Genomic DNA, 25,395 nt, shown 5'->3' with positions numbered 1-25,395 from the left:
CTATGGACAGCAACGATCTAGCCAAATATATCGAAGCAAAGGACGGGATTTCCAAACCTTGGCTGTTGGTGCAACTGCGACTCAAAAAATTGCAAGAAAGGCGATCGGAGATTTCTGCTGAAGAGTATATGACAGAACTTACGGACATTCACAAAGATTTAATGAATCTGGGGGAATGGTGGCTGGGAATCGAGGATGAGGTTTTCTAGGCGATTTGAAGAATGCTAGGTGCGGGGATGGGTTCACCTTCTTCCTGCCAAGCTTCTAGATACATTTCGAGCACTTCTTCGCCATGTCGGATGGCTTCTTCGCGGGTTTGGCCGTGGGTACAGGGCATGACAACGCGATCGGCAAACTCTGGAATCGTCACGAGGAAAAGTTCATCCTCGTCAGACCATTGGACGATCATACTGTATCGATTCATGAATCTTCCTCCTTTAATTCGTCGAGTTCGGCTAACAATATTGCCAACTGCTTGGAATGGGTGAGATAGTGGGTGAGGAGTCAACCTCCTCTGTAAACTTCCTGCCGATGTTTGCATTGCAACAGCAGAATCCTGAGCTCTTCATCTTCAATTTCATATCGAAGGCGATAATCACCGATGCGAATACGGTATTCATTTTCAGAACCTTTCAGTTTAACCACTCCATCTGGGCGCGGGTTTTCCGCAAGTTGCTGGACTTTGACAGCGATACGCTCGTAAACATCATCAGGCAAGGCATCTAGCTGCTTTTGCACAGCTTTGGGTATAATGATTGTATAAGTCATGTTGACTTTCTTGCCCGTTGAGTCGTGTATTGGTGGAACGTGGTGTATTCACCGGCTTTGTAATCAGCACGGGCGGCCTCAATTTCAGCAATATCTTCTGGAGAATCTTCGTCATCCGGGAATAATTCAGCTTCCAACAGTTCCCAAAGCTTCTGTTTTTCAGCAATTTCCAGTGACGAAATTGCTTCTAGCAATGATTGAAATGAGATGTCTACTTTCACGGTATTCTCAGCCATTCAAACTTTTCTCCCTATTTAGTTTTACATTTTTAATTGTGCCTGTACCCATTCTCGAAATTGCTCGTCGGGGCGATCGCAGTTTAAAATTTCTCCATCAAATCTTTTTCTTTGGCATAGACATCTCGTAGCTGTTGCAGCGCCGCCCCAGAAATTGCCGATTTAACAGTAGCTACCAATTGGCCCCACTCCAGCAAGCTGTCAACAGAAACAGCTTTTTTGAACTTGTACGTATAGAATTTCATCCAAAATGCTGGTGCTTGCTTGCTTTTCCAGCGTTTGTACCATCTGCCAAAATCTTGAGGTGCGATCGCATTTACTCCGACAATCGGCGGAAAATCGGCGTAGCTGACAAAGCGACTAATGCCTTTGGCGTGAACGTAAACCATGTAGCGGCAGCATTCGATGCGATAAATCTCGTCTGCGGATATATTGAACAGGAGTGCAACTGTTTCTTCTGTGACAAATCTCGCCAGCGGATGCAGGATGGGAGATTGGTGAATTATTTTGGAGCAGGCGAAAGTGCTTGATTTTAGCTGGGATAATGCTATCATAGTAAGTCAGACAGCTAGTAACTGTCTATTTAAGTTTTGAAAACGATCGCCCTTTAGTTGTCTAGACCGGGGGCGATCGGCTTTTTAGATGAATTTATTCTAAGGTGTTATAGCACCCATTGTCAAGCATGGGTTTAGTAAGAATTAAAGTCAGAGAACTAGCAGCAGAGAAAGGCTGGACATTCAAGGAAGTTTCAGAACGTTCTGGGGTGGTATACAACACGGTCAAGCATTATGCTCGCTGTCCAGGGCTAACAACAGTTGACTTTACTTTGCTGCTGAAATTAGCTCGGACTTTTGATGTGATGATTGAGGATTTGGTTGAGGTTTTGGAGGAATAGTCGATCGACCTTGAGTTTTCTACGCCCGGGGGCGATCGCTTTTTCAGATGCAATTATCTTAAAACGCAACTGCATTATTTGTCAAGCATGGGTTTAGTCAGAGTAAAAGTGCGAGAGTTAGCGGCCGAGAGGGGCTGGACATTCAAGGAGGTGGCTGAGCGATCGGGCGTGATCTATAGCACCATAACTAGCTATGCTCGTCGTTCAGAAATATCAATGGTTGACTTTACCGCCCTGTACAAGTTAGCGCGGGCATTTGATGTGATGATTGAGGACTTGGTTGAGATTATTGAGGAGTAGGCGATCGACCTTTCCACATTTCCACTATAAACGTTGCGTTACGTCGTGTCAAGACGCGCTTAAGCATTTTGCATCGCAGCTAAAAGCTCAGCTTAAAGGTGCTAAGATTTAGTCAAAGTTGTTAATCTCCCGTTACCTTTGTGACAATCAAGCAATTTGGTTCGGGGCCTGGGATTCATCTGTGGGATCAATCTAAAATCTAAAATCTAAAATCTAAAATCTAAAATTGGATGACTAGAGCCAGTACCGCCATCGGGGTGAGTCCCCTCATCAAGGAAATTGTGCAGAAAAAGGCGCTAGCAACCCGACTAACGCTGAAGGAAATTATCTATGTCGGGATGCTGGCGATTGAGGAGTTGGACGAAAAGCGCTTGCAAGAGTTGGCTGACAAGGTGCATCAGATGCAGGTGAATGGTGAAATTTGAGGGGATGAGGGCGATTCCCTACGGGATAGTTACGCCGCGCGTACTTCGGGTCAAGTAAGGCAAGGGGGTTCCTATGGAATTCGTCTACTAAAACAAATTCTCATTTTTCTACCAATAAATGGGGGTCTTCTTCTCATCAACAGGAGCGTTCTCCCATCTAGTATTGATACCTGTTTCGGTGCTCTTAGCCCCACAAAGTCTGCTTAAATCAACTATCGTGCTATCGGAGCGCTGATAAAAACAAAAAGGTCGATCGTTGGATTGAGCTTGGGGTGGAGCAAAAAGAGCAGGCATGGAAAAGCGCTCAGAAGACTGCCTCGGCATTGGGGATACTGGAACTTTCATCTCGGTGGTTGGCTCTGACGGTTTTGCACGGGCTGCGTCGGCCATTACCATTCCTGACAGTAGGAGAAATACCACCGAAAGCAGGACGAGATTCGAGCGTTTCATATTACTTTTCGACAATCTTGCTTCTGAGACTATTAACAAATGCCAGGACTTCGGCTTTCTCTGATTGATTGACGCTATTTTTATCGAGAGCTTGGGACACATCATTAGCAAAAGCGTTAAATTCATTGTTCGAGAGACCTCCATCCATTCCACTATGGGAAAGCTTCATAGTCCGCCCTGTATAAACACAAGGCCCCCCTGCCGCTTGGCAGAATTGATCCACTAACAACTGACGCAGCCTCTGTTGTGAGTTGGTGCCCAAGCCAATAAAGTATTTACCAATTACTGGGTCAGCGAATATGAAAGTTGCTGAATCATCAATGACTTTTGCGATCGCGTTGTAGCCTCCTAGCCTAGTGTATAGAGAATTTCCTCCGGGAACTTGTGCAATCAGATCTGTAGTTACTTTTTCTGCTGATTCTTGTGCTGGCGTCACCGGCGTAGAACGAGCGAAACTAGGGCTTAATCTGAAAGTAGTCACAACTATGACTGTCATACAAATTAATGTCAACAACATTGCCAAAGATTTACTGAGTTTCATTGAAAAATCTCCAATTGTGATGGTAATATGGTTAATTGAATCTTCAGCACTAAGTGATTTAGAGATACATAGGCTTAAGAAGCCGACAACCGAAGTATAAGCAGAACTAAACTTAGTCTTTCGCTCTGTGCGATCGTAAAGATGCGAGGGTAAAGAGTGATCGCTTTCTACATCAATTCATAACTTTACCATCAAATCATCTTACGGTAGATTTTGTAATATTTCTTAGATAAGTCAGCCTTTGCTGATTGATTGACTTCACATTGTGTTGCTTCTTGTCCAAACGCGGTTAAACAAGTTGCATCGCAGCTAAAAACTCAGGTTAAAAGTCCTAAGATTTAATCGAAGTTGTTAATCTCCGGTTAGTTTTGTGACCAGAGCAAGTACCGCCATTGGAGTCAGCCACATTATCAAGGATATTGTGCAGAAAAAGGCGCTAGCAACCCGACTAACGCTGAAGGAAATTTTCTATGTCGGGATGCTGGCGATTGAGGAGTTGGACGAAAAGCGCCTGCAAGAATTAGCCGACAAGGTGCATCAAATGCAGGTGAATGGCGAGATTTGAGAGGTTGAGGGCGATCGCCATTTTGGTGAAGTGAGGTTCGGGGCGATCGCGCTTCTCAAAACTTCAATAACTGGCGAGCTTAACTTTTTGATGGCTTGTATGCTCTTAGCCAATTTAAGCCCCGCTTAGCACCTAGTTTTTTTTGCATATCTTCCAGAGAACTGTAAACACGCTTATCGCGGATCAGCTTTGCGTATCCATCTTTAACTCCAGGGATTGAGGTAAGGTCAGATTTTGGATTGTTAATAAAATCCAAGAAATCTGTAACGTCTTGAGGCTCAACAACTCTTTCGTTCAGCTTTGACTGCAAAACAGCTTGTTCAATAGCCTTTTCTGCTTCTGGTTGTTTGGCTGCAATCACAAACACCCACAGCCTGACTAGATTAGCTGCCTTAGCTGCTTCATAGATGGGTAAACCCGTTAACAAATGGTAGTGATCTTCTTCATCGGTGAGACAAACAATCGGCAGAGATAGGTTAAAGTTCCAATCTGTTAGAGATTGCGAAACTTTTTTGATGATTGAGGTTGAAGTGCCTGAATTTTCTCTAGCAATTTCTATCTGATTTAAGACTACAAAAGAAGGTTGGCTCTCAATTTTTTTGTAAAAGTTGACCATGTTACTTACTGCTATTCCTTTCTAAGTGATCTATTTGCGTGACGATTTGTTTTGTCAAATTTGAAAATTGTGTTGCTACACTACTCGCTCCTTTATTCTGCTCAGCAAATAAAGAAAGAGGTTTGCGCTCATGAGAAGCTTGACCAACAGCGGTAGCTCGCTTTATCTCTGGAAGAAGAGGGATATCTTTAAATACCTTAGAAACTAAAGATTTTATAGTAGTGTGTAGATTGACATTTTCAACCATCATAGGAATTATTCCTAAGATATTTCCTCTCTTACCGTTGGTATCGTCGTGAATCTCTTCTGCATTTTTTATGGGTCTCCTAATTGCATATACTGAGAAATACTCCATTTGCGAAGGTATAATAATATACTGAGCAGCAAGGAGACCGTTCTGACTAACAGCAGTCAAGCTAGGTGGGGTATCAATAATTACATAATCATATTCTTTTGATAAACCCGTTTTTCTCAGGGCATTATCGAGCTTTTTATTGCAATATAAACCCAAACTTAAGATGCTACTATCGGTTGTTTGGTAGCTGCTTGGGAGAACATCTATTTTACCGTTGGCCTGATTATGGAGGCTTAATATTTTATTCAAAGCTGAAGGTTGAATATATTCATTAGGTTTAAATCCAGGTTGATCGTATTCTTTGAGAAAATTTATCAATTCTTTTCGTTCCTTCAAAGAATCTAAGATTTGCACGAACTCTTTCAAAGTTGTAGCCTTATCTAACTCATCAGCTTTATTAACTCCCAAAGATAGACTAGCATTGGCTTGCTCATCCAAGTCAACAACTAAAACTCTATTACCTATTTTGGCTAATTAATAAGCGATGTTAACAACTAAAGTGGTTTTGCCAACTCCACCCTTAGCTGTGTAAATTGCAATTGTACGCATTTTAACTGTATCCAAAAAATTTCTAACGAAATTTGCTACTGGTTGAACTTGTTCTGGGTTTTCTATATTCTGCTTACACTTTAGAGTTGCGAGCCCTTGTGTATATTCGTAAATCTCCACTAAAAACGGATCGATCAGTATCCCAAATCTTGTATTAGAGTATTTGAGATACGTTTGTAACTGAATGCGAGCTGCCGCATCAAGTCTAGTTTTAGCCGTCTTAATTTCAACCAGAAAGTTAATATACCGACTCAAGTCTTCTACTAAGAAATCAACCTCTTTTTGAGTCCAAACTAACTGACTATGGGCAGTCAGTTTAGGTACTTTAACCTTAAACTCTGGAATCCAGTGAGAATAACTGCTCTTGCGAGGCAAACCCGCCATCTCTAGCATTGTCTGAACCAGATGCAGAGACACATAAGCCTCATTATTCCAGTCAGAAGACAGTTGAACCATGTTGAAGACTCAGGCTTTTCTCTATTATTACCCAAAATGAGGTTTAGAGGACAGGGCGATCGCCCTCAGATTCCTGATTAACAGCTTCCATCAACCAAAATACCTAAAAAAATCCCCCGCCAGAAGGCAGGGGATTTCATTTAATTACCTAGAAACCAGAGTTCAGAGTTACCCGAATTTCCCGGCCGTCGAGGCAATTACAAAAGCCGCGTAAGTGAGGATGTATCCCACAGTAAAGTGAGCCAGACCAACAACACGACCTTGGATGATCGACAAAGCAACAGGCTTGTCTTTCCAGCGAACCAAGTTAGCCAAAGGAGTGCGCTCGTGAGCCCAAACCAAAGTCTCGATCAACTCTTGCCAGTAACCTCTCCAAGAGATCAGGAACATGAAACCAGTTGCCCACACAAGGTGTCCGAATAAGAACATCCAAGCCCAGACTGACAAGTTGTTAGTACCATACGGGTTGTAACCGTTGATCAACTGAGAAGAATACAGCCAGAGGTAATCGCGGAACCAGCCCATCAGGTAGGTAGAAGACTCATTGAACTGAGCCACGTTACCTTGCCAGATGCCTAGGTGCTTCCAGTGCCAGTAGAACGTTACCCAACCTAGGGTGTTCAGCATCCAGAACATCGCCAGGAAGAAAGAGTCCCAAGCAGAGACATCGCAAGTACCGCCACGGCCGGGGCCGTCGCAGGGGAAAGCATAACCGAAGTCTTTCTTGTCCGGCATCAGCTTAGTACCACGAGCGTCGAGAGCTCCCTTGACCAAGATCAAGGTGGTGGTGTGCAAGCCTAGTGCGATCGCGTGGTGAACCAAGAAATCGCCAGGTCCGATCGCCAAGAACAGAGAATTAGTACCGCTGTTAATCGCATCCAACCAGCCTGGGAGCCATACGTTGCCGTAGTTGGGCCAAGCGGTAGAAGCAATGCTGTCAGGGTTAGACAACAGCACGTCCATGCCGTAGAGAGCTTTTCCGTGAGCAGCTTGGATGAACTGTGCGAACACTGGTTCAATCAAGATTTGCTTTTCAGGAGTACCAAAAGCCACTACAACGTCATTGTGAACGTACAAGCCGAGAGTGTGGAAGCCCAAGAACAGCGACACCCAGCTCAAGTGAGAGATAATCGCTTCTTTGTGCTGCAACACGCGATCGAGCACGTTGCCTTTATTTGCTTCAGGATCGTAGTCCCGCACCAAGAAGATAGCTCCGTGGGCGAAAGCGCCGACCATGATGAATCCAGCAATGTACTGGTGGTGGGTGTAAAGCGCAGCCTGAGTCGTGAAGTCCTTACCTATAAAAGCGTAGGGAGGCATCGCGTACATATGCTGTGCTACCAAGGAGGTAATTACGCCCAAAGCAGCGAGGTGAAATGCCAGTTGGAAGTGCAGCGAGTTGTTGTAGGTTTCGTACAAGCCTTGGTGAGGCAAGTTGAACTGCCCTTCACTCTTACCGCCGACCAAACCAGCCTTAGAATCCAACATCTCTTTGATGCTGTGACCGATACCGAAGTTAGTCCGGTACATATGACCGGCAACGATAAACAGAACTGCGATCGCCAAGTGGTGGTGAGCGATGTCTGTCAGCCACAGGGATTCTGTTTGAGGGTGGAAGCCGCCCAAGAAAGTCAGAATTGCGGTTCCTGCGCCTTCGGAAGTACCGAAGACATGGTTCGCTGCATCTGGATTCTCGGCGTATACGCCCCAGTTACCACTGAAGAACGGAGCCAAACCGGCCGGGTGAGGCGGGGTAGACAAGAAGTTGTCCCAACCTACGTGCTGTCCGCGAGATTCGGGGATAGCAACGTGAACCATGTGACCAGTCCAAGCCAAAGAGCTGACACCGAACAAACCAGCCAAGTGGTGGTTGAGGCGAGATTCAGCATTTTTGAACCAAGACAAGCTGGGGCGGTACTTGGGTTGGAGGTGCAACCAACCTGCGAACAGGAAGACAGCGGCCAGAAGTAGCAAGAAGATAGCTCCTTGATACAGGTCGGCGTTTGTCCGAATCCCTTGGGTGAACCACCAATGGTAGACACCGGAGTAAGAGATATCCACCGGGTTAGAAGCGCCCCCTTGAGTGAAAGCTTCTACTGCAGGAGCGCCGAATTGCGGGTCCCAAATCGCGTGAGCGATCGGGCGGACGTTTAGGGGGTCTTTAATCCACTGTTCAAAGTTACCTTGCCATGCTACGTGGAACAGGCTGCCCGAAGTCCACAAGAAAATGATTGCTATGTGGCCGAAGTGAGAAGCAAAAATCTTTTGGTAAAGATTTTCTTCCGTCATGCCATCGTGGCTTTCAAAGTCGTGTGCTGTGGCAATCCCGTACCAGATCCGCCGTGTGGTCGGGTCTTGGGCAAGGTCTTGGCTAAATTTTGGAAATTTCGTTGCCATAAGCCTTGATTAATCCTGAATCCTGAACAAAGTTGAAGGGATTCGGTTCTGAGTTTGGATTCCGGGTTTGAGATTCTTCCCAAATCCAGAATCCAAAACCTAGGGGTAGTTTACCCTACCGAAATGATTCGCGCTAGGAAAAATGCCCACGTAGTGACAATTCCTCCTAGGAGGTAGTGAGCTACACCCACAGCCCGACCCTGAATAATGCTCAGAGCGCGAGGCTGAATGGAGGGACCGACCTTGAGCTTGTTGTGAGCCCAAACAATGGACTCAATCAGTTCTTGCCAGTAGCCGCGGCCGCTGAACAGGAACATCAAGCTGAAGGCGAAAACGAAGTGTCCAGCTAAGAACATCAGACCGTAGGCCGACAGTGCCGAACCGTAGGACTGAATAACCTGAGAAGCTTGCGCCCACAGGAAGTCCCGCAGCCAGCCGTTAATCGTGATCGCACTTTGTGCGAAGTTGCCGCCGGTGATGTGAGAAATTGTGCCGTCTGGCGATACTGTTCCCCACACGTCCGACTGCATTTTCCAGCTAAAGTGGAAAATCACGATCGAGATGCAGTTGTACATCCAGAACAAGCCGAGGAACACGTGATCCCAACCCGAAACTTGGCAGGTACCGCCACGGCCTGGGCCGTCGCAAGGGAACCGGAAGCCCAAGTTGCCTTTGTCAGGAATCAAGCGAGAACTGCGTGCAAACAACACGCCCTTCAAGAGAATCAGGACTGTAACGTGAATGGTGAAAGCGTGGATGTGGTGGATCATGAAATCCGCCGTACCCAACTCGATCGGCATCATCGCTACTTTGCCGGCGACTACTACTGCACCGCCGCCAAAAGCGTGGCTGACGATTTCCGTTGCATTAGGCGCCGTTGTGCCAGGAGCTAAGGCGTGGATGTTTTGCACCCACTGGGCAAATATCGGACGCAACTGAATCCCGGTATCCGAGAACAAATCTTGAGGACGACCGAAAGCCCGCATCGTGTCGTTGTGAACGTACAAACCGAAGCTGTGGAAGCCCAAGAATATACAAACCCAGTTCAGGTGGGAAATGATCGCATCTCTATGACGGATCACGCGATCGAGCAGGTTGTTGACGTTACCGCTCGGTTCGTAGTCCCGAACCATGAAGATTGCTCCGTGAGCGGCTGCTCCAACAATCAGGAATCCGCCGATCCACATGTGGTGGGTGAAGATGGACAACTGAGTCGGGTAGTCGGTCGCGATGTAGGGGTAGGGAGGCATCGCGTACATATGCTGAGCCACGATGATGCTCAGAGAGCCCATCAGTGCCAAGTTAATGGACAGTTGCGCGTGCCAAGAAGTAGTCAGGATTTCGTAGAGACCTTTGTGACCTTCACCAGTGAAGGGGCCTTTGTGGTTCTCTAGGATTTCTTTCATGCTGTGGCCAATGCCCCAGTTCGTGCGGTACATATGACCAGCAACGATGAACAGCACTGCCAAAGCTAAGTGGTGGTGTGCTGTATCACTCAGCCACAAACCGCCTGTGGTCGGGTTCAGACCGCCTTTGAAGGTCAGGAAGTCTGTGTATGCGCCCCAGTTGAGGGTGAAGAAGGGGGTTAAACCTTTAGCGAAACTCGGGTAGATGTCAGCCATCAAGCCCGGTGTCAAAATCCACTCGTGCGGCAGAGGGATGTCAGCAACTGTTTTGATCAGCTTGCCGCCGACTGTCAGCGGTGAACCTGCATCGATCGCGTCCATGCAAGCATTGATCGGCAGCGAAACGTGAATCTGCTGTCCCGCGTAGCCCAAGCAGCCGCAGCCCAACAACACTGCCAAGTGGTGGTTCATCATCGATTCCACGTTCTGGAACCATTCCAGTTTCGGAGCGCGGACGTGATAGTGGAACCAACCGGCAAACAGCATCAAAGCTGCCATTACCAGGGCGCCGATCGCAGTGCAATATAGCTGGTATGAGTTAGTGATGCCGTTGGCGCGCCACAGTTGGAACAGACCAGAGGTGATCTGAATCCCGTGAAAGCCGCCGCCTACATCTGCATTTAAAATTTCTTGACCAAAAATCGGCCAGACCACTTGAGCGCTGGGCTTGATGGCTGTAGGATTTGTCAGCCAAGCTTCGTAATTGGAAAATTTAGCGCCGTGGAAATATGCGCCACTCAACCAGACGAAGATTACTGCCAAGTGGCCGAAGTGAGCGCTAAAGATTTTGCGCGAAACGTCTTCTAAATCACTTGTATGACTGTCGAAGTCGTGAGCGTTAGCGTGGAGGTTCCAAATCCAAGTGGTGGTTTTTGGCCCCTTAGCTAGAGTGCGATCAAAATGACCGGGTTTTGACCACTTCTCGAAGGAAGTTGGAACCGGATTTTTATCGACTACTACCCTAGCTTTTACCTCTCGCTCTGGAGGACTAATGGTCATGAAGACTCTCCTCTCGGTAAGACAAGGAACGAGAACTGAATAATGTACCGGACACTCCCCGCGCTTGATTAGGCGGGGGATTCTCAGGAAAGCCGACACTGTAATGGACTTTACTCTTTGCAGAGCTAGACCCCGGTGCATCGTCTCCCCAAGCATTTTGCTTCTTTGAAGAAGCCAGTTTCCCAGTGTCGCTAACAATGTGACGGGGTACTGCCAACTCTTCTCACCAGATGAGCGGTCGATCGCGTCCTTGATTCAGACTTGATGCGACTGCTCCTTTTGAGGGAGTTTTATGAATTATAAGCTTGCTAGAGGAGTATTAATCGCTTGTTAACAATACTTAAAAAAGGCTCAATTCTTGATGTAATAACGCCTTTAAATTCCACAGTCCCTCGAAAAAGTCAAGAGGTACTGCCATTAACTTTACAAAACTCAAAGATAAGGTAATGGAGGAATAGTGATTTGTAGACAGATGTTTGGGAAAACGGCGGCGGGAGTTATGAGTCCGAGAGGATGGGTTGCCCGCTGCTGCCTCCATCCGATTCAGACGGGCATGGCGAATTCCCGATCGGCAATTCCCAAATACTAAATTCGGTTTTGGGCTATAGTTCCCTATGAGAAGGCTTCTAGGAGTATGGTTGCGTGATTGGCATCAATTGGCACAGAACGGTTGCAGGCAGGCTGCTGGCATTATTCGCAGCAGCAGTATTAATTTTGGGTTTAGCAAGTTGTGGCGCGGGCAATCCCGAATTGCCCAAATCAGGGAACAAGAGCGGCTCAGCTACCGCCCAGGTAAACAGAATCTCAGAGGTTTCTCCCCCAGAAGCCATTCAACAACTGCGTAAGGCTCTAGAAATCTACCGGCCTCAAATTAGTATTTTGAATCCATTACCTGACGAAGTGCTTCAGGATATAAATGTGTCTGTTCAGTTCCAAGTTAAGGACTTCCCCATTTTTAAAGATGCAAACTTGGGTTTGGGGCCCCATCTGCAAGTTTTATTAGACAACCAACCTTATGCAGCAGTTTACGACATCAACCAACCTGTAACGCTGTCGAATTTAGAACCCGGAACCCATACCCTGCAAGTGTTCGCCGCTCGCCCTTGGGAAGAAAGTTTTAAAAACGAAGGTGCGGCGGCTCAAACCACCTTTCACGTCTTTACCAAAACCGACGACAATAATCCCGATCGAACATTGCCCCTATTAACGTACAACAGCCCCCAAGGCACCTACGGGGAACAACCCATCCTGCTCGACTTTTACTTGACAAATGCCCCCCCGCACCAAGTGGCCCAAGAAAATTCCCAAGATGAAATACTCGATTGGAAAATTCGAGCCACAGTCAATGGCGAAAGCTTTGCGATCGACCAATGGCAACCTATATATCTTAAAGGATTCAAGCCTGGGAAAAATTGGGTACAGCTAGAATTAATTGACGAACGGGGAAAAATTGTCACAAACGCCTTTAATAATACAGTCAGACTGATAAATTTCCAACCGCTCGGTCAAGATCCTCTTTCAAAATTAGTGCGGGGCGAACTAACAGCAGCAGAAACTCGCGGTATAGTTGATCGCACCTACCAAGCCCCCCAGCCCGAACCCACGCCAACCCCCGAACCAAAACCGATACCTGAACTAGAAAAAACACCAGTTGTCCAACCCTCACCAGCGGTTCAAGAAACCCCTGTTACCCAACCCAGCTTAGAGCCAACAGTTGCTCCCGAAGTTGCTCCGGTTCAAGTAATAGAAACGACACCGACAACATCTCCCCAACTCGAAGCGCCGAAAATTATTGTAGAACCAGTTCAAGTAATAGAAGCGACACCGACAGCAACTCCACCGTTAGAAACCCCGAAAGCTGTTGCACCCGTTAAAATAATAGAACCGACACCGACAGCAGCTCCACCGTTAGAAACCCCGAAAGCTGTTGCACCCGTTAAAATAATAGAACCGACCCCAACAGCATCTCCCCAAACAAAAAAACAGGAATATAAAGGATACTACAATCGGTTCCGCAACTTCTTGCATCAAGAACCCCAACCTGCTACTCCTTCAAATCCACCAACCCTGCCCGAAATAACAGAAAAAGCTCCAGTACCAAAAGTAAAAGTAGTTGCTCCCGCGATACCAGAACCGTCTCCCAATCTTGTACCGCCAACGCCACCAGTTGCCGCTGAAACTCCTAGCCAGCCAACCAGCGAATTAGCCCCTCCCGAAACAACAGTGTCCGAACCCGAAAATCAGCCCAAATCCGAACAAAAAGTCGAATTTGCCACCTAACAAAAACTTTCTGGGCTTCGTGGCATGGGCGTCCCGCCCGTGATCCATCTGCGGTCAAAAATTAAAAATCAGGACAATCGAAAATGACTTACCTTGAAACTGCAGCCAAATTCTACAGCGATGTTGCCGAAACACCCCAAATCGGACTTTGCTGCGTCCAAAGCAGCCCCTTGCAATTGCCAGGATTAAAAATTCCCGAACAAATGCAAGAAATGAATTACGGCTGCGGCACAACCGTTCACGCCGCCGAACTCGTCGGCAATCCATTCGTACTTTATGTAGGCGTCGGCGGCGGCTTAGAAGCACTACAATTTGCATATTTTTCAAGACACAAAGGAGCAGTTATTGCCGTCGATCCGGTTCCAGCAATGCGAGAAGCGGCTGCACGAAACTTGCAAATGGCCGCCCAAGAAAATGATTGGTTTGATGCGAGTTTTGTGGAAATTATAGAAGGCGATGCTTTTGCATTGCCAGTGCCGGATGCTTCTGTAGATGTTGTCGCACAAAATTGCTTGTTTAATATCTTTGAACCGGCGGATTTAGCTAAAGCATTAAAAGAGACTTATCGGGTGTTAAAACCCGGTGGCAGATTGTTGATGAGCGATCCGATCGCAACTCGCCCCATTCCGCAGCATTTGAAGGAAGACCAACGCTTGCGGGCCTTGTGTTTGTCCGGCGCTTTGACATACGCAGAATACGTTCAACACCTTGTAGACGTTGGTTTTGGGCAAGTCGAAGTGCGGGCGCGCCGTCCTTACCGGCTGCTCGACAAACACAATTATCAATTAGATGCGGATTTGCTGTTAGAAAGCCTGGATTCGGTGTCTTTCAAAGTGCCTGTACCGGATGATGGAGCTTGCATTTTCACTGGCAAGACGGCGATTTATGCGGGGTCTGAGGAGCTGTTTGATGACGGAGCGGGTCACGTTTTGCAGCGGGGCGTGCCGGCGGCTGTCTGCGATAAAACTGCTGGGAAGTTGGGGGGATTAATGCCCGATAAGGTATTAATTACTGATTCGACTTGGCATTATAACGGTGGCGGTTGCTGTTAGATTTTGTGTGGGTGAAGTCGATCGCAAGTGCGATCGACCAGAATAAAATTAACGGTGTATTGGTTATTTTGGAAAATAATTGCAGGGAAAAGCAAGCATAAAATTTAGCAGAAGATAAGAGACGCCAATTGCTGAAGTTGGTTGACAATAGCTTCCTAATACTATAGTATTCGATAATGACATATAAGACTATTGACTTATTTTCTGGTGCGGGTGGCTTGACTACAGGATTTCACCTGGCTGGTTTTGAATCTTTATGTGCGATCGAGGTGGATGCGAAAGCTCTAGCGACCTATAAGCACAATTACCCTAACACCAAAATTGTTCATCAGGATATACGTGAGCTCAATCCTTTGGATTTGCGATTATGTTTGGGTTTGCAGAGGGAGGAACTAACAGCGTTGATAGGTGGCCCCCCATGTCAAGGGTTTTCAAGAAATATTCCTGCTGACTATCGCTACCTCAGCGACTCTCGCAATCAGTTATATCGGACATTTTTAGAATTCGTACAGGAATTTAGACCCCTTTACGTTGTTATGGAGAACGTACCTGAAATCTTGAAAGCTTATGGTGGTGTAGTTAAGAATGAAATTACACAGCAACTTGAGTCGCAAGGTTATAAAGTCACTTATGGCTCACTAAACTCCGCGCATTATGGAGTACCGCAGACCAGATCGAGGGCTTTTTTCCTGGCTAGTTTAGATAAACCACTTCAATTCCCTGAACCTACACACGCTGGCGAGATTAGAAGCGATTACAGAGCTACTAAATCTTGTTACCAACTTAGTCTCCTAACATCAAACATTTCTTCAGTCGTCACAGTTAGAGATGCGGTTGGAGATTTGCCGTCATTGAACGCAGGAGACGAATATAATGCTGAAGTTTATCCTTTTCCACCCCAAACTGCGTACCAAGCAATGATACGTAATGGAAGTACGAAACTTTTCAATCACGTTGCTCGTGCTTTGAGTCCCATTCAAATGTCAAGAGTGCGTCTTCTTAGTGAAGGGCAAGATGCTAGAGACTTGCCACCAGAATTAGCTCCTAAAAAGCACTATAGCGGTGCATATGGAAGGCTTTACTGGGATAAACCAGCAAGAACTATCACAAGGTGGGTTTTCCATCCAGGATCGGGCAGGTTTTTTCATCCTACCCAAAATCGGACAATTACAATCCGTGAAGCTGCAAGATTGCACTCTTACCCCGATAACTTTCACTTTCTGGGAACATACACTGATATGGCTTCTCAAATCGGAGAATCAGTACCCCCACTTCTAGGCAAAGCAATAGCTGCATCTATTCTCCAAGTTCACTGTCAAAAGACTGTGTACTGAGTTGCTCTTGCAAAGCAGATAGAACAGTTTGCACATATCGATCAATTGTAATACGAGTTCGCTTAACCCTGATGTGAACTGCTTCTGGAGGAATGGTTCTAGCTCTAAAAAGTTGCTTTTGATTCTTGTACCAAACTAACTCTAGCTTACCTGCAACGTTGCCTTGTAGGCCTGCTCCCGATCTTCCCGTAACTCTATCAACTGTCCAAGCCCAAGAAAAAGCATTTGGGTCAAGTGGATTAAGAGGGAATTCACAGTAAATATATTCATATCCTCTAATGGTTTTCAGCAGTATGCCTTCATAGCTATTGGTAATGCTCTGTGCTGCTTGACTCGATATAATTTTCTCGTTCCAATGCTGAACAATAGCTGCTCCAAGTTCAGCAGGTGAGGATTGTTCAGTCAAACCAGGAAAACCAAGTTTGGCAGCCTTTTTGATAACATCTGCTCTCTGAATGACAAACAAAAATGTATTTACAACACTAAGACTATTCAGTTGAAGAGATTTGAGTGACCAACCCGTTGCAGTCGTGGTGTCAACAGCATCATAGAGGAGTTTGCTACGTCCTAATGCTGGATCTGATAAAGGAATATGCTTGACATAATGAAAAATAGCTTCCCAAGTATAATCCTCTATCGAGCCTATAACTGGAGATGCAATGGTAGCAATAATGGCTTGCCTCAATCTTTCAATCTCGTTTTCCGTCAGCACTCAAGAGTTCCTCTACAACGCGTAAAAATTCACCCATTGTTATGTCCAGAGCATTTGTAATGTGACTAAGAACTCTAACAGATGGACTTTTCAGTCCTCGCTCAAGCTGGCTGATATAGGTTCTGTGCAGACCTGTGACTTCTGCCAGATATTCTTGTGACCAACGTTTCTCTATGCGACGACGTTGTATTTCTAGTCCTAAAGTTTGGTCTAGTTTGCTAGGCTGCATGAAGAGAAATATTAAGGTTTTGAATACCAAAGTTCTACAGACTAAAGTATTCAATGCCGCACTATGAGCACTGAGTTCGCCCTCCTAGGAGTGCCACAGCCATCTTGGCTGTCTCCACAAGCCCCGGTTTAGTAAGCTTTCTTCCCATCCTGCCAAACTTCCCGCTAAATTAAAGAAGTAAAAAAATCATTCACGTCCTACCCAGGAGATGCCATGCCTCGCGTCAGAGCACCAGAATTCCCCGGAAACTACCCCTGGCTAAACACCGAAAAACCTTTATCCATTGAATCCTTAAAAGGGCGCGTAGTCCTTCTCGACTTCTGGACATACTGCTGCATCAACTGCTTGCACGTCCTGCCCGACTTAAAATACCTCGAACAAAAATATAAAGATTCCCTCACCGTTATCGGCGTTCACTCGGCTAAATTTGAAAACGAAAAAGAAGTAGAAAACATCCGCCAAGCTATCCTCCGCTACGATATCGAACATCCGGTAATTGTAGACAGCGGCATGAAAGTTTGGCAAAGCTATGCCGTTCGCGCTTGGCCGACTTTAATGGTGATCGATCCTGAAAGTTATGTCGTCGGCTTTGTTTCGGGCGAAGGCAATAGAGAAGCACTTGACGAGTTAGTTGGCAAGTTAATTGCTGAATACAAAGATAAAAATGCACTTAACTTTAAACAACTCAGTTTTCGCTTAGAAAAACAGCGCAAACCTGTATCAACACCGCTGGCTTTTCCCGGAAAAGTGCTGGCATTTGCGATCGCTGCAACGGAGGCAAAACAGCTTCACCAACAGGTAGCGCTTTTGGGCGAAATGAGTCAGGAAAATGAATCTGTAGATGAAACTGTATTGCCCGGGCCTGCTAATTCAGTCATACAAAACTTAGTCGGTTCTTGCTTATTTATTGCGGATTCTGGCCACAATAGGATTGTTGTCAGCACCCTCGAAGGTGAGGTGCTGCACGTCATCGGTAGTGGCAAGCCGGGTTTAACTGATGGGGACTTTGAAGAGGCTGAGTTTTTTGCACCTCAAGGTATGGCTTTTGATGCAGAAAGTCAAATTCTATATGTTGCTGATACGGAAAATCATGCCCTCAGAAAGATTGATTTTACGACTCAACGGGTGGAAACTGTTGCTGGTACCGGCGAACAAAGTCACGAAATTTCACCCCGCAGCGGCAAGGGTTTAGAAACGCAATTGAATTCGCCTTGGGATTTAGAAAGAGTTGGAAATAGACTTTTTATTGCAATGGCGGGTTCCCACCAAATTTGGGAAATGCAGTTAGACACGGGCACGATCGGCACTTATGCGGGTATTGGCCGAGAATCCTGTGTGGACGGGAATCTGGCAGAATCTGCTTTTTCTCAGCCCAGTGGTCTGTCTACCGATCGATCGGAGTTGTTTGTTGCTGACAGCGAAATTAGTTCGATTCGCGCTGTGGGTATAGATGAAGAACCGAAGGTGCGAACTGTTTGCGGTAGCGGTGAATTGTTTGGTTTTGGGGATAAAGATGGTCGCGCTGATGAGGTAAGGTTGCAGCATTGTTTGGGTGTTGAATACGCTCAAAATTACCTATGGGTGGCTGATACTTATAATCACAAAATTAAGCGGATCGACCACCGGGGCGGTACGTGCAGAACTATGATTGGAGAGGGTACAGCGGGTTTGGTTGACGCTAAAGGCCTTAAGGCTCGATTTTTTGAACCTTCAGGGTTGAGCGCGATCGGGCCTCACTTGTTTGTTGCTGATACGAACAATCATGTAATTCGGAGAGTAGAGTTGGATACCCTGGAAGTGACAACTTTGGATTTCCCCAATTTGTGCCCTCCCGATGTTTGTTTGCCTGATTAAGTCGATCGACTTTTTTGACATCAGGCACGGTTCTCAATTCTCCTGATTGCCAGATTGATTGTGGTAACGTAGGGTGCTCTTCGGCGCACCTTACCACAATTTTCAAGCCAAGTAAATTAACCTAATTATTCGCGGCGAGTGCATTGCCTTAGCCGCAATTCACTCCGGGATGCAGAACTTCTATATTTAGGGTGTACGGCTCAAGAACCCCTAACCAATATAAGTAGAACGCCCAACCACTTTTTGCGTCCAGGACTGAATTACTAAATGTTGTTAATTCCATCGCTACTAAAACCGCGATCGCCATTAGTAAATAATCCCAAAAATCATCGCCCCAATCTAAAATTCCGAATAGCTCAGCAGCCGCACTATTTTTTCAGCATCGTTCAATTCGCCGACTATTCGCCGCACGGGTTGCGGCCAGATTTTAATCAAAGTAGGAGTTGCTGAAATCTGATCTGCCTCCGCTTGTTCTGGATGTTTCAAAACATCAATTACTTTTAAAGTGTAGGGACGATCGAGGCATTTCTCTAAAAACTGGTGTAAAGTTTCCAGAGTGCGTTCAGTGCTGGGGTTGCTGCCAGAAACAAACAGACGCAAAACGTACCCTTGAGTTTGTGGCGCTGGGGTGAGTGCTGTTGGTGTGGGAAGCCGAGTTTGCTGCGATTGCGGAAAGCACAAGGGAGTTACTATCGAAGTGCTCCCGTCCGATCGAGCTTCGGGGCTGGCATACTGTACAACTAAGTCGTGATTTTCCCAAAGTTCGGGGAATTGTTCGTGATAAGTAGCAATTGCCATCGGTTCGCACATTTCTTCGCTGCGGGGATGCCACACCAAGTCGCCAGTCCCAAAAATAGCGTTCAGCAGCGTTTGATGTCGCAGAACCGGGGGGTAGGCCTCCGCAGCAACCCGCACCTGCCGATCGCCTGGATCGAGCCAGCAGTCAACGGTTGCCGTGTAGCAAGGTATCAGAAAATGCGGCGGTTCCGACAAACCGAGCATCTCCTGTAGAGCTACGCACAACTGCAAGTGCCACCGAGTTTGCTTGCGGGGGTCTATGCAATAGATTAAGTCTCCCCCTGGTGTAAACAGCGCAATGCCTTTGAAAATTTCTGGCAAAATCGGGCGATCGACTTTCAATTCAGTACACCAATAAAAGTTAACAGTTAACTGTTAACAGTTAACTGTTAACACTCGACCTTTAGACTCGACCTCGAAGCATCTGAGCCATTTCGTTCGGGTACGGCGAGTTTTCTACACAAAGTTCTTCAGTAATCCGACCTTCTTGATAAAGGCCATAGAGCGACTTATTCATCGTCGTCATGCCTTCATAAGTATCTTTGATCATAATTTGATTAATTTCCTCATTCTGGCCCTTCAGAATGTATTCCTTAACCACGTCGGTATTGATCAAAACGTCGTGGAAAGCAGCCCGCTTCCCGTCTGTGGTTTTGCACAGCAGTTGAGCAATAATTGCCACTAGGGATTCGGAAAGTGAAACCCGTATGGCCTCCTGTTCTTCGGGCCCGAACATATCCAGAATCCGGTTCAGAGTTTTAATCGCACTGTTGGTGTGCAGGGTTCCTGCAACTAAGTGACCGGTCTGAGAGGCTTTGAGGGCGATTTCCACCGTCTCTCTGTCCCGAATTTCTCCTACTAGCATCATGTCCGGGTCTTGCCGCAGAGCGCCTTTGAGAGCGCTCATAAACTTCAGGGTGTGCCTGCCGACTTCCCGGTGCTTGATCAAGGATTTTTTGCTTTCGTGTACGAATTCTACCGGGTCTTCGATCGTGATGATATTGTAGGCTTTATTCTTATTGATGTAGTCGATCATCGCAGCCAAGGTGGTAGACTTACCCGAACCTGTCGGGCCTGTCACCAAAATCAGCCCTTTGTGGTAGCCGGATATTTTCTTAAAGACCTCCGGCAGCTTCAATTCCTCCAGTGTCATTATTTTGGCAGGAATTAGCCGCAGCACCATCGCCGGCCCGGCTAAGGAGTCCATGCAACTAATCCGAATCCGCACGAACCCGAAGTCGAAAGCGCCGTCAAAGTCTAGGGTTTTTTGGAAAATTTCAATTTCTTCATCGCTCATGCACTCCCGCAACCAGCCAAAAAACGTATCTAAATCTGTTGGTGGATAGCCGATGTCTGCAATTTCGCCTCGCGTGCGGAAGCGGGGCACTTCGTTTACGCCGAGGTGAAGGTCGGATACCCCTTCATCTTTGGCTCGGAGGACGAGCTCTTTCAAAGTCGGAGCTCCGCCGCTGCTAGAGATCGGGTTTTTAGGTGTGGCGAAGGATTGTGGCGGCGGTGCTGGTGCTGGTGCGGGTGCGGGCGGCGGTGCGGGCGGCATTCCTGCTGCTCTGGGAGGCATCCCTGGAGCTGGAGGGCGGGGCATTCCTGGCGGTGGGGGAGCTCCGGGTACGGGCGGGCGAGGAGCTGGCGGATGCTGCTGTGTCATATGCGCTACCTTAAGTTGGTGAGAAGGCTGACTCGAACAGATGATTTGTAGGAGTTGGACAATGCTGATCGCCATTGTGCGGGTCTTGCACAAAAGCTTAACTGTTGTACTCAGTCTATCGCAAGATCAGGTTCTACTGGTGCAATACAAAGGAAATATTCTGCCAATAGGAGGATGCGCTCACTCTCTATCTACGACCAAATATGGATTTTCCACATTTTTGGAGAATTTTTTTTAAGGAAAAGAGTTTTCCGCAACCAAGCAGTATAAATGGATACTTTAGCCAAATATTAAGGACTTAAACAGATGAATTCTGTCGATCGGGCTTTTACTCCAGCTCTGGAGTTGGCGGAGTCGATCCGCGCTCTGGAAGTGTCGCCCCTAGAAATTGTCAATCTGTACTTGGAACGCATTGAGCGATTAAACCCTGAGCTGGGCAGTTATTTTACTGTAACGGCCGAGCGGGCGATCGCCCTAGCTAAATCTCAAACCGAAAAACTAGCTGGGTTAAACAAGCCACAGGAATTGCCACCTTTTTTCGGAGTGCCGATCGCCATTAAAGACTTGACACCAGTTACGGGCGTTCCGTGTACATACGGCACTCAGGCTTTGCTGGATAACATCTCTGCCTACGACGAGTCAGTAGTATGGCGGATCAAAGCAGCAGGATTTAACATTCTGGGGAAAACAGCAACCTCTCAAATTGGCTCATTACCTTACACCGAACCAGAAGGTTTCCCGCCCGCGCGCAATCCCTGGAATTTAGACTATACGCCCGGAGGTTCCAGCGGAGGCTCAGCGGCGGCTGTAGCAGCGGGTTTGTGCGCGATCGCCCAAGGTTCAGACGGCGGCGGTTCGATTCGAGGCCCAGCTTCCTGCTGCGGTTTAGTGGGCATTAAACCGTCGCGAGGGCGAGTTTCCTGGGCACCTGTCGGAGATTACCTCAGCGGCATTTCTGCAAACGGCCCACTGGCGCGCACTGTAGCTGACGCCGCCGCACTTTTGGACGTGATGTCAGGCTACACAACGGGCGATCCGTACTGGCTACCTGATTCAAATCCGACGTTTTTAGAGGCTTCCCGTCAAAAGTCGGGCAAGCTGCGAATTGCGTTTTCTACGAGTATTTCCCCTGTGGGCGAGGCTTCGGCTATCTGTCAGCAAGCCGTACTCGAAACCGTCAAGTTACTGACAGATTTGGGTCATGATGTCGAACCTGGATGCCCAGATTTTACGGGTTTAATCGAACCGTTTATAGCAATTTGGCAGTCGGGGGCGGCGGCAAGTGGCATTCCAGGCCCTGCTTTGGAACCGATGAATCGCTGGCTGTTAGAAAGAACTATTTCCGCTGGGGAATATTTGCGGGCGGTGAATCAAATGCAGGTTATTTCACGGCGGATTGTGGGATTCTTTGAAAAATTTGATGTGTTAGTTTTGCCAACTTATATGCACTCGCCAATCCGGGTTGGGGAGTGGGCGGATTTGAGTTTTGAAGAAACTTTGCAGCGCATTATTAATTGGGTAGCTCCTTGTCCGCCATTTAATGCTAGTGGTTTGCCTGCGATCGCACTTCCTGCCATTTTAGATAACAACGGTTTGCCCGTGGGAATTCAAATTATCGGGCGGCCGGCGGCGGAAGCAACTTTAATTGCTTTAGCGGCGCAGATGGAAGCGGCGAAACCTTTCCCGGTTTTAGATTTTCAATAGGGAAGGGCAACGGATAAAAGCACGTTTCCCCTTTTTACTGGTGTTCCAAATCTGGATTTATGTGCGAGGAATTAGACACCGGATTTTTTCAGAGATTTCTCGTTAGCCAACCCAGATTTTACTAAAAAAACCGGGTTGTTCCAGGTAAACCGGGAACTAGAAACCAGGTTTCTTCAGATATTTCGGGTTAGCAAACCCATATTTTGCCAAGAAATCGGGTTGCTCCGGGCAAGTCCTACTTATTATCAATTACCTGCTGCAAATTTTCCCTAATACCTCTGGGAATTGATAGATGCTTGTGATTTTTTTATCGGAAAACAGGTGGTCGATCCCTGCCAATATTTAGGGTAAAAATTTAGGTTATGGCAACCGCCAACACGGTTGCCATAACCTAAATTTTGTTTGCCATAAATGGCTCGAATAAATGAAGCGAATCTTGTATTTAGGTGCGGTATTTCCTAATAATATTGAATGAATGCCAAAATTGCCGATCAGTTTTTAGGCAAAAACTAGGAAAATTATTCAATGTGGATAGTTGTGAAGTTCCAGGATAACAGGATTAACCCAAAAAAGAAAACCTGACAGTTAAGAACCGATCGCTTTTTTCACTCGCGAAGTTTGTATTTTTTGGGCGGTCGATTAAAAAATCCTTCAACTCATCATCATTAGCACCCGCACAAGAAGTGCACTTAGGTAGGGAATGTGCGATCGGCAAGTAAATATGCGTAGAGGCATTGCCGATCGCACTCCGATGGAGGCAATTTCTCGGCATCTAGAACAATATCTCGGTATCTGGGAGAATTTTGAGAATATGGTGATCTACCCCCTCTAGTTCAATAACGTAAAAATGAGCATCAGACCAAATTTCAGATGGTTTTCTTCGGTAGCGAGTGTTTTGGGTTCAATCTCGATTAATCCTTTCAGCGACGTGACATCCCCTGTAAAAGCTGCTGAAACTGTTGTTGTCCGCAAAGGTATTTTAGAATCCTCGATATCGGTTGCGGATTTGCGCGAACTCGCAGAAACAGGAAAAGTCCCCGCCCAACTGCAAGCTTATGCCAATCTCCTGTCTGAGGAACAGCGGAGTAAAATTTTTCGGGCACTGCAAGCGAAAATTCCCCTAAATGTAGTCGGCCTGAGCAACTTGCTAAATACGGGCATCGGCACTGGCATCCTGACGGATTTGACTACTGTGATACCCAGGCGCGACGGTGGGGGTGTGGAAGCGCTGCGAGCCGCTCTGGTGCAGGGAGCAAAGGCGCCGGAAGGGTTATCGATATTGAGTTTCATTGAATCTTATCCGAGCTCGCGGGTGGTGGTGGATCTCGATCGAGCTTTCGCAGTTTTGGGAAATATGAACGCAAGTTTTTGGCAAACTCAGCGCTTTATGGCGGCGATCGCACCTCAATTAGCAGCGGTTAAACCAGCCCTCAACCTTCCTTTCGACCCCAGCCAACCAGGCCCTAATTCCGTGAAGGTACGGGCGCTAGATTTGAACGATAGCGCCCGCAATCGACCTATTCCGGTTGATGTGTACTGGTCGAGAGCTGCGACAGCCGACAAACCGACGATCGTCTTTTCTCACGGGTTGGGTTCCGTCCGCACCGATTTGCGCTACTTAGCCGAGCATTTGGCGTCTCACGGCTATGTGGTAGCAGCTTTAGAACATCCGGGAAGCAATGAAACGAATACCAATGCTGCGATGGCGGGTAAGTCTCCCTTGCTAGCTCCTCAAGAGTTTTTAGACCGTCCCAAAGACATCAGTTTTGTGCTCGACGAACTGACAAAATTGAACCAAACTGATGATAGCTTGCAGGGGAAAATCGCGATCGACCGAGCCGTAATAATTGGCTATTCATTTGGCGGTGCCACAGCCTTGTCCGTGGCCGGCGCCGAACTGCAATTGAGCGGACTCAAACAGCGGTGTCAGGGAGATTTGATAGGGTTCAGCTTAGGCGAAGGAATTCAGTGCGCGGCGGCGGGATTGCCCGAAGAACGGTATCAATTGCGGGATGCAAGGATTAAAAGGGCGATCGCCATGAATCCGATCACATCATTACTATTTGGAGAAACGGGTTTAAGTGCAATTCAAATTCCCACCTTAATAGTAGCATCTTCTGCCGACAAAACAACTCCCGCCTTAGCCGAACAAATTGCCGGATTCCCAAAGATTCCCTCTCCCAAATGGCTAGTCGGTTTTGTAGGAGGAACCCACTTAAGCGTCAAAGATCCGAGTACAACTTTAGACCAACTTCGCAGACCTAGCACAGTAATTACCGGGGATGAAGTTGTCGGCGACCAAGCTGCTAGCATACGCAATTATATAAAAGCTGTAAGTTTAGCTACCGCCGCTCAACTAACTGCTGAAGCTGACAAATATGCAGTTTTTCTAACGCCAGAATACGCGCAATTTGCTTCTACAAATGCAATCCCGGTGCGGCTGGTAACAGAAATTACTCCAGAAATTAATGCAGTAGTGCAAACTTTTATTCAAGGGAATAAGTAGTCATTAGTCCTTAAGTAGGTAAGCGCCCAAATACCATAGTATCTTGTACAGTTCTCGACTCAGTACCTAATGATGTAGGGTGTGCTAGGCGCACCTTACCGCTATGAGTCATTAGCTAATAATCGGATTTCCGCTCCAACACCTATAATAAAGGTGTTTGTAGTGGTAGTTAGAGGGGACATCATATTGCGACTAGCAGCCTTTCCTTTTGTATGCGCGGCCCCTTAAGCTGTTGTGCCTTTAAATAGGGTATAATAAAAAATGAGTTTAGTCAATCTCTACAAAAATGCCAGCTAAAAACC

Annotated in this window: 26 protein-coding genes; 11 read left to right on the top strand and 15 right to left on the bottom strand. The window is 46.9% G+C overall.

Features of this window, described 5'->3' with window-relative positions:
* Positions 1-2: 2 nt before the first annotated feature.
* Positions 3-209, top strand: coding sequence for a hypothetical protein (locus tag QT994_RS10910; RefSeq protein WP_333044023.1), 207 nt, complete (start codon positions 3-5; stop codon positions 207-209).
* On the opposite strand, the gene QT994_RS10905 is transcribed toward QT994_RS10910, so the two are convergent.
* The 4 genes from QT994_RS10905 to QT994_RS10890 all read right to left on the bottom strand — a co-directional run bounded on the left by QT994_RS10905 (position 206) and on the right by QT994_RS10890 (position 1,558).
* Complete coding sequence (locus QT994_RS10905) at positions 206-424, bottom strand: type II toxin-antitoxin system HicB family antitoxin (protein WP_333174338.1); 219 nt, start codon at positions 422-424, stop codon at positions 206-208. The genes QT994_RS10910 and QT994_RS10905 overlap by 4 nt on opposite strands.
* A gap of 80 nt (positions 425-504) precedes the next feature.
* Positions 505-768 (bottom strand): type II toxin-antitoxin system RelE/ParE family toxin, encoded by a 264-nt coding sequence (locus QT994_RS10900; RefSeq protein WP_333174335.1) that lies wholly within the window; start codon positions 766-768, stop codon positions 505-507.
* Positions 765-1,004, bottom strand: coding sequence for a hypothetical protein (locus tag QT994_RS10895; protein WP_333174333.1), 240 nt, complete (start codon positions 1,002-1,004; stop codon positions 765-767). The genes QT994_RS10900 and QT994_RS10895 overlap by 4 nt, the downstream gene beginning before the upstream one ends.
* An 83-nt stretch (positions 1,005-1,087) precedes the next feature.
* Positions 1,088-1,558, bottom strand: coding sequence for a hypothetical protein (locus QT994_RS10890; protein WP_333174331.1), 471 nt, complete (start codon positions 1,556-1,558; stop codon positions 1,088-1,090).
* 128 nt (positions 1,559-1,686) lie between these two features.
* Between QT994_RS10890 and QT994_RS10885 the strand changes: the two genes are divergently transcribed.
* The 3 genes from QT994_RS10885 (at position 1,687) to QT994_RS10875 (ending at position 2,624) form a co-directional block, all read left to right on the top strand.
* The gene (locus tag QT994_RS10885) at positions 1,687-1,899 is read left to right on the top strand and encodes a helix-turn-helix domain-containing protein (protein ID WP_006631306.1); all 213 of its coding nucleotides are present in this window, start codon (positions 1,687-1,689) and stop codon (positions 1,897-1,899) included.
* 87 nt (positions 1,900-1,986) lie between these two features.
* A complete protein-coding gene (locus tag QT994_RS10880; protein ID WP_006631308.1) occupies positions 1,987-2,199 on the top strand; it encodes a helix-turn-helix domain-containing protein in 213 nt (70 codons plus the stop codon).
* Between the two features lie 230 nt (positions 2,200-2,429).
* The gene (locus QT994_RS10875) at positions 2,430-2,624 is read left to right on the top strand and encodes a hypothetical protein (RefSeq protein ID WP_333174328.1); all 195 of its coding nucleotides are present in this window, start codon (positions 2,430-2,432) and stop codon (positions 2,622-2,624) included.
* A gap of 108 nt (positions 2,625-2,732) precedes the next feature.
* On the opposite strand, the gene QT994_RS10870 is transcribed toward QT994_RS10875, so the two are convergent.
* Positions 2,733-3,074 carry a hypothetical protein gene (locus tag QT994_RS10870; RefSeq protein WP_333174325.1) on the bottom strand — a complete coding sequence of 114 codons (342 nt, stop codon included), beginning with the start codon at positions 3,072-3,074 and terminating at the stop codon, positions 2,733-2,735.
* A gap of 1 nt (position 3,075) precedes the next feature.
* Positions 3,076-3,615 carry a group 1 truncated hemoglobin gene (locus tag QT994_RS10865; protein WP_333174323.1) on the bottom strand — a complete coding sequence of 180 codons (540 nt, stop codon included), beginning with the start codon at positions 3,613-3,615 and terminating at the stop codon, positions 3,076-3,078.
* A gap of 370 nt (positions 3,616-3,985) precedes the next feature.
* Between QT994_RS10865 and QT994_RS10860 the strand changes: the two genes are divergently transcribed.
* Positions 3,986-4,180 (top strand): hypothetical protein, encoded by a 195-nt coding sequence (locus tag QT994_RS10860; RefSeq protein ID WP_333174320.1) that lies wholly within the window; start codon positions 3,986-3,988, stop codon positions 4,178-4,180.
* Positions 4,181-4,259: 79 nt separating this feature from the next.
* Here QT994_RS10860 and QT994_RS10855 read toward each other — a convergent pair whose 3' ends face one another.
* The 5 genes from QT994_RS10855 to psaA all read right to left on the bottom strand — a co-directional run bounded on the left by QT994_RS10855 (position 4,260) and on the right by psaA (position 10,958).
* On the bottom strand, positions 4,260-4,796 hold the full coding sequence (locus QT994_RS10855) for a hypothetical protein (protein WP_333174319.1): 537 nt from the start codon (positions 4,794-4,796) through the stop codon (positions 4,260-4,262).
* A 1-nt stretch (position 4,797) separates the two neighbouring features.
* Positions 4,798-5,616 (bottom strand): ParA family protein, encoded by an 819-nt coding sequence (locus QT994_RS10850; protein ID WP_333174475.1) that lies wholly within the window; start codon positions 5,614-5,616, stop codon positions 4,798-4,800.
* A 9-nt stretch (positions 5,617-5,625) separates the two neighbouring features.
* Entirely contained in the window at positions 5,626-6,156 is a 531-nt protein-coding gene (locus QT994_RS10845; protein WP_333174315.1) for a GxxExxY protein, read from the bottom strand.
* A 168-nt stretch (positions 6,157-6,324) separates the two neighbouring features.
* Positions 6,325-8,553 (bottom strand): photosystem I core protein PsaB, encoded by a 2,229-nt coding sequence (psaB, locus tag QT994_RS10840; RefSeq protein WP_333174313.1) that lies wholly within the window; start codon positions 8,551-8,553, stop codon positions 6,325-6,327.
* Positions 8,554-8,663: 110 nt separating this feature from the next.
* On the bottom strand, positions 8,664-10,958 hold the full coding sequence (gene psaA / locus QT994_RS10835) for a photosystem I core protein PsaA (RefSeq protein WP_333044014.1): 2,295 nt from the start codon (positions 10,956-10,958) through the stop codon (positions 8,664-8,666).
* Positions 10,959-11,600: 642 nt separating this feature from the next.
* Here psaA and QT994_RS10830 point away from each other — a divergent pair.
* The 3 genes from QT994_RS10830 (at position 11,601) to QT994_RS10820 (ending at position 15,624) form a co-directional block, all read left to right on the top strand.
* Positions 11,601-13,238: a hypothetical protein gene (locus QT994_RS10830; RefSeq protein ID WP_333174312.1), complete on the top strand. Its 1,638-nt coding sequence runs from the start codon at positions 11,601-11,603 to the stop codon at positions 13,236-13,238.
* Between the two features lie 83 nt (positions 13,239-13,321).
* Positions 13,322-14,290: an arsenosugar biosynthesis arsenite methyltransferase ArsM gene (gene arsM, locus QT994_RS10825; protein WP_333174309.1), complete on the top strand. Its 969-nt coding sequence runs from the start codon at positions 13,322-13,324 to the stop codon at positions 14,288-14,290.
* Positions 14,291-14,466: 176 nt separating this feature from the next.
* Positions 14,467-15,624 carry a DNA cytosine methyltransferase gene (locus QT994_RS10820; RefSeq protein WP_333174306.1) on the top strand — a complete coding sequence of 386 codons (1,158 nt, stop codon included), beginning with the start codon at positions 14,467-14,469 and terminating at the stop codon, positions 15,622-15,624.
* On the opposite strand, the gene QT994_RS10815 is transcribed toward QT994_RS10820, so the two are convergent.
* A complete protein-coding gene (locus QT994_RS10815) occupies positions 15,587-16,336 on the bottom strand; it encodes a hypothetical protein (protein WP_333174304.1) in 750 nt (249 codons plus the stop codon). The genes QT994_RS10820 and QT994_RS10815 overlap by 38 nt on opposite strands.
* Positions 16,314-16,565, bottom strand: coding sequence for a helix-turn-helix transcriptional regulator (locus QT994_RS27805; RefSeq protein WP_333040048.1), 252 nt, complete (start codon positions 16,563-16,565; stop codon positions 16,314-16,316). The genes QT994_RS10815 and QT994_RS27805 overlap by 23 nt, the downstream gene beginning before the upstream one ends.
* Positions 16,566-16,778: 213 nt before the next feature.
* Here QT994_RS27805 and QT994_RS10810 point away from each other — a divergent pair, with 213 nt between their 5' ends.
* Positions 16,779-18,419 carry a thioredoxin-like domain-containing protein gene (locus QT994_RS10810; protein WP_333174302.1) on the top strand — a complete coding sequence of 547 codons (1,641 nt, stop codon included), beginning with the start codon at positions 16,779-16,781 and terminating at the stop codon, positions 18,417-18,419.
* Between the two features lie 339 nt (positions 18,420-18,758).
* Here the strand turns inward: QT994_RS10810 and QT994_RS10805 are convergent, their stop codons facing one another.
* Both QT994_RS10805 and QT994_RS10800 read right to left on the bottom strand, forming a co-directional pair.
* Positions 18,759-19,559 (bottom strand): circadian clock KaiB family protein, encoded by an 801-nt coding sequence (locus QT994_RS10805; protein WP_333174299.1) that lies wholly within the window; start codon positions 19,557-19,559, stop codon positions 18,759-18,761.
* A 61-nt stretch (positions 19,560-19,620) separates the two neighbouring features.
* Positions 19,621-20,883, bottom strand: coding sequence for a type IV pilus twitching motility protein PilT (locus QT994_RS10800; protein WP_333044101.1), 1,263 nt, complete (start codon positions 20,881-20,883; stop codon positions 19,621-19,623).
* Between the two features lie 306 nt (positions 20,884-21,189).
* On the opposite strand from QT994_RS10800, the gene QT994_RS10795 reads away from it, so the two are divergent.
* Positions 21,190-22,587 (top strand): amidase, encoded by a 1,398-nt coding sequence (locus QT994_RS10795; RefSeq protein ID WP_333174296.1) that lies wholly within the window; start codon positions 21,190-21,192, stop codon positions 22,585-22,587.
* 847 nt (positions 22,588-23,434) lie between these two features.
* Positions 23,435-25,093 (top strand): alpha/beta hydrolase, encoded by a 1,659-nt coding sequence (locus QT994_RS10790; protein ID WP_333174293.1) that lies wholly within the window; start codon positions 23,435-23,437, stop codon positions 25,091-25,093.
* Positions 25,094-25,395 lie beyond the last annotated feature (302 nt).

Source organism: Microcoleus sp. S13_B4 (assembly GCF_036700885.1).
GTDB lineage: Bacteria > Cyanobacteriota > Cyanobacteriia > Cyanobacteriales > Microcoleaceae > Microcoleus.
Note: the sequence above shows the minus strand (reverse complement) of the source record. Positions and strands in the feature narration are given on the sequence as shown.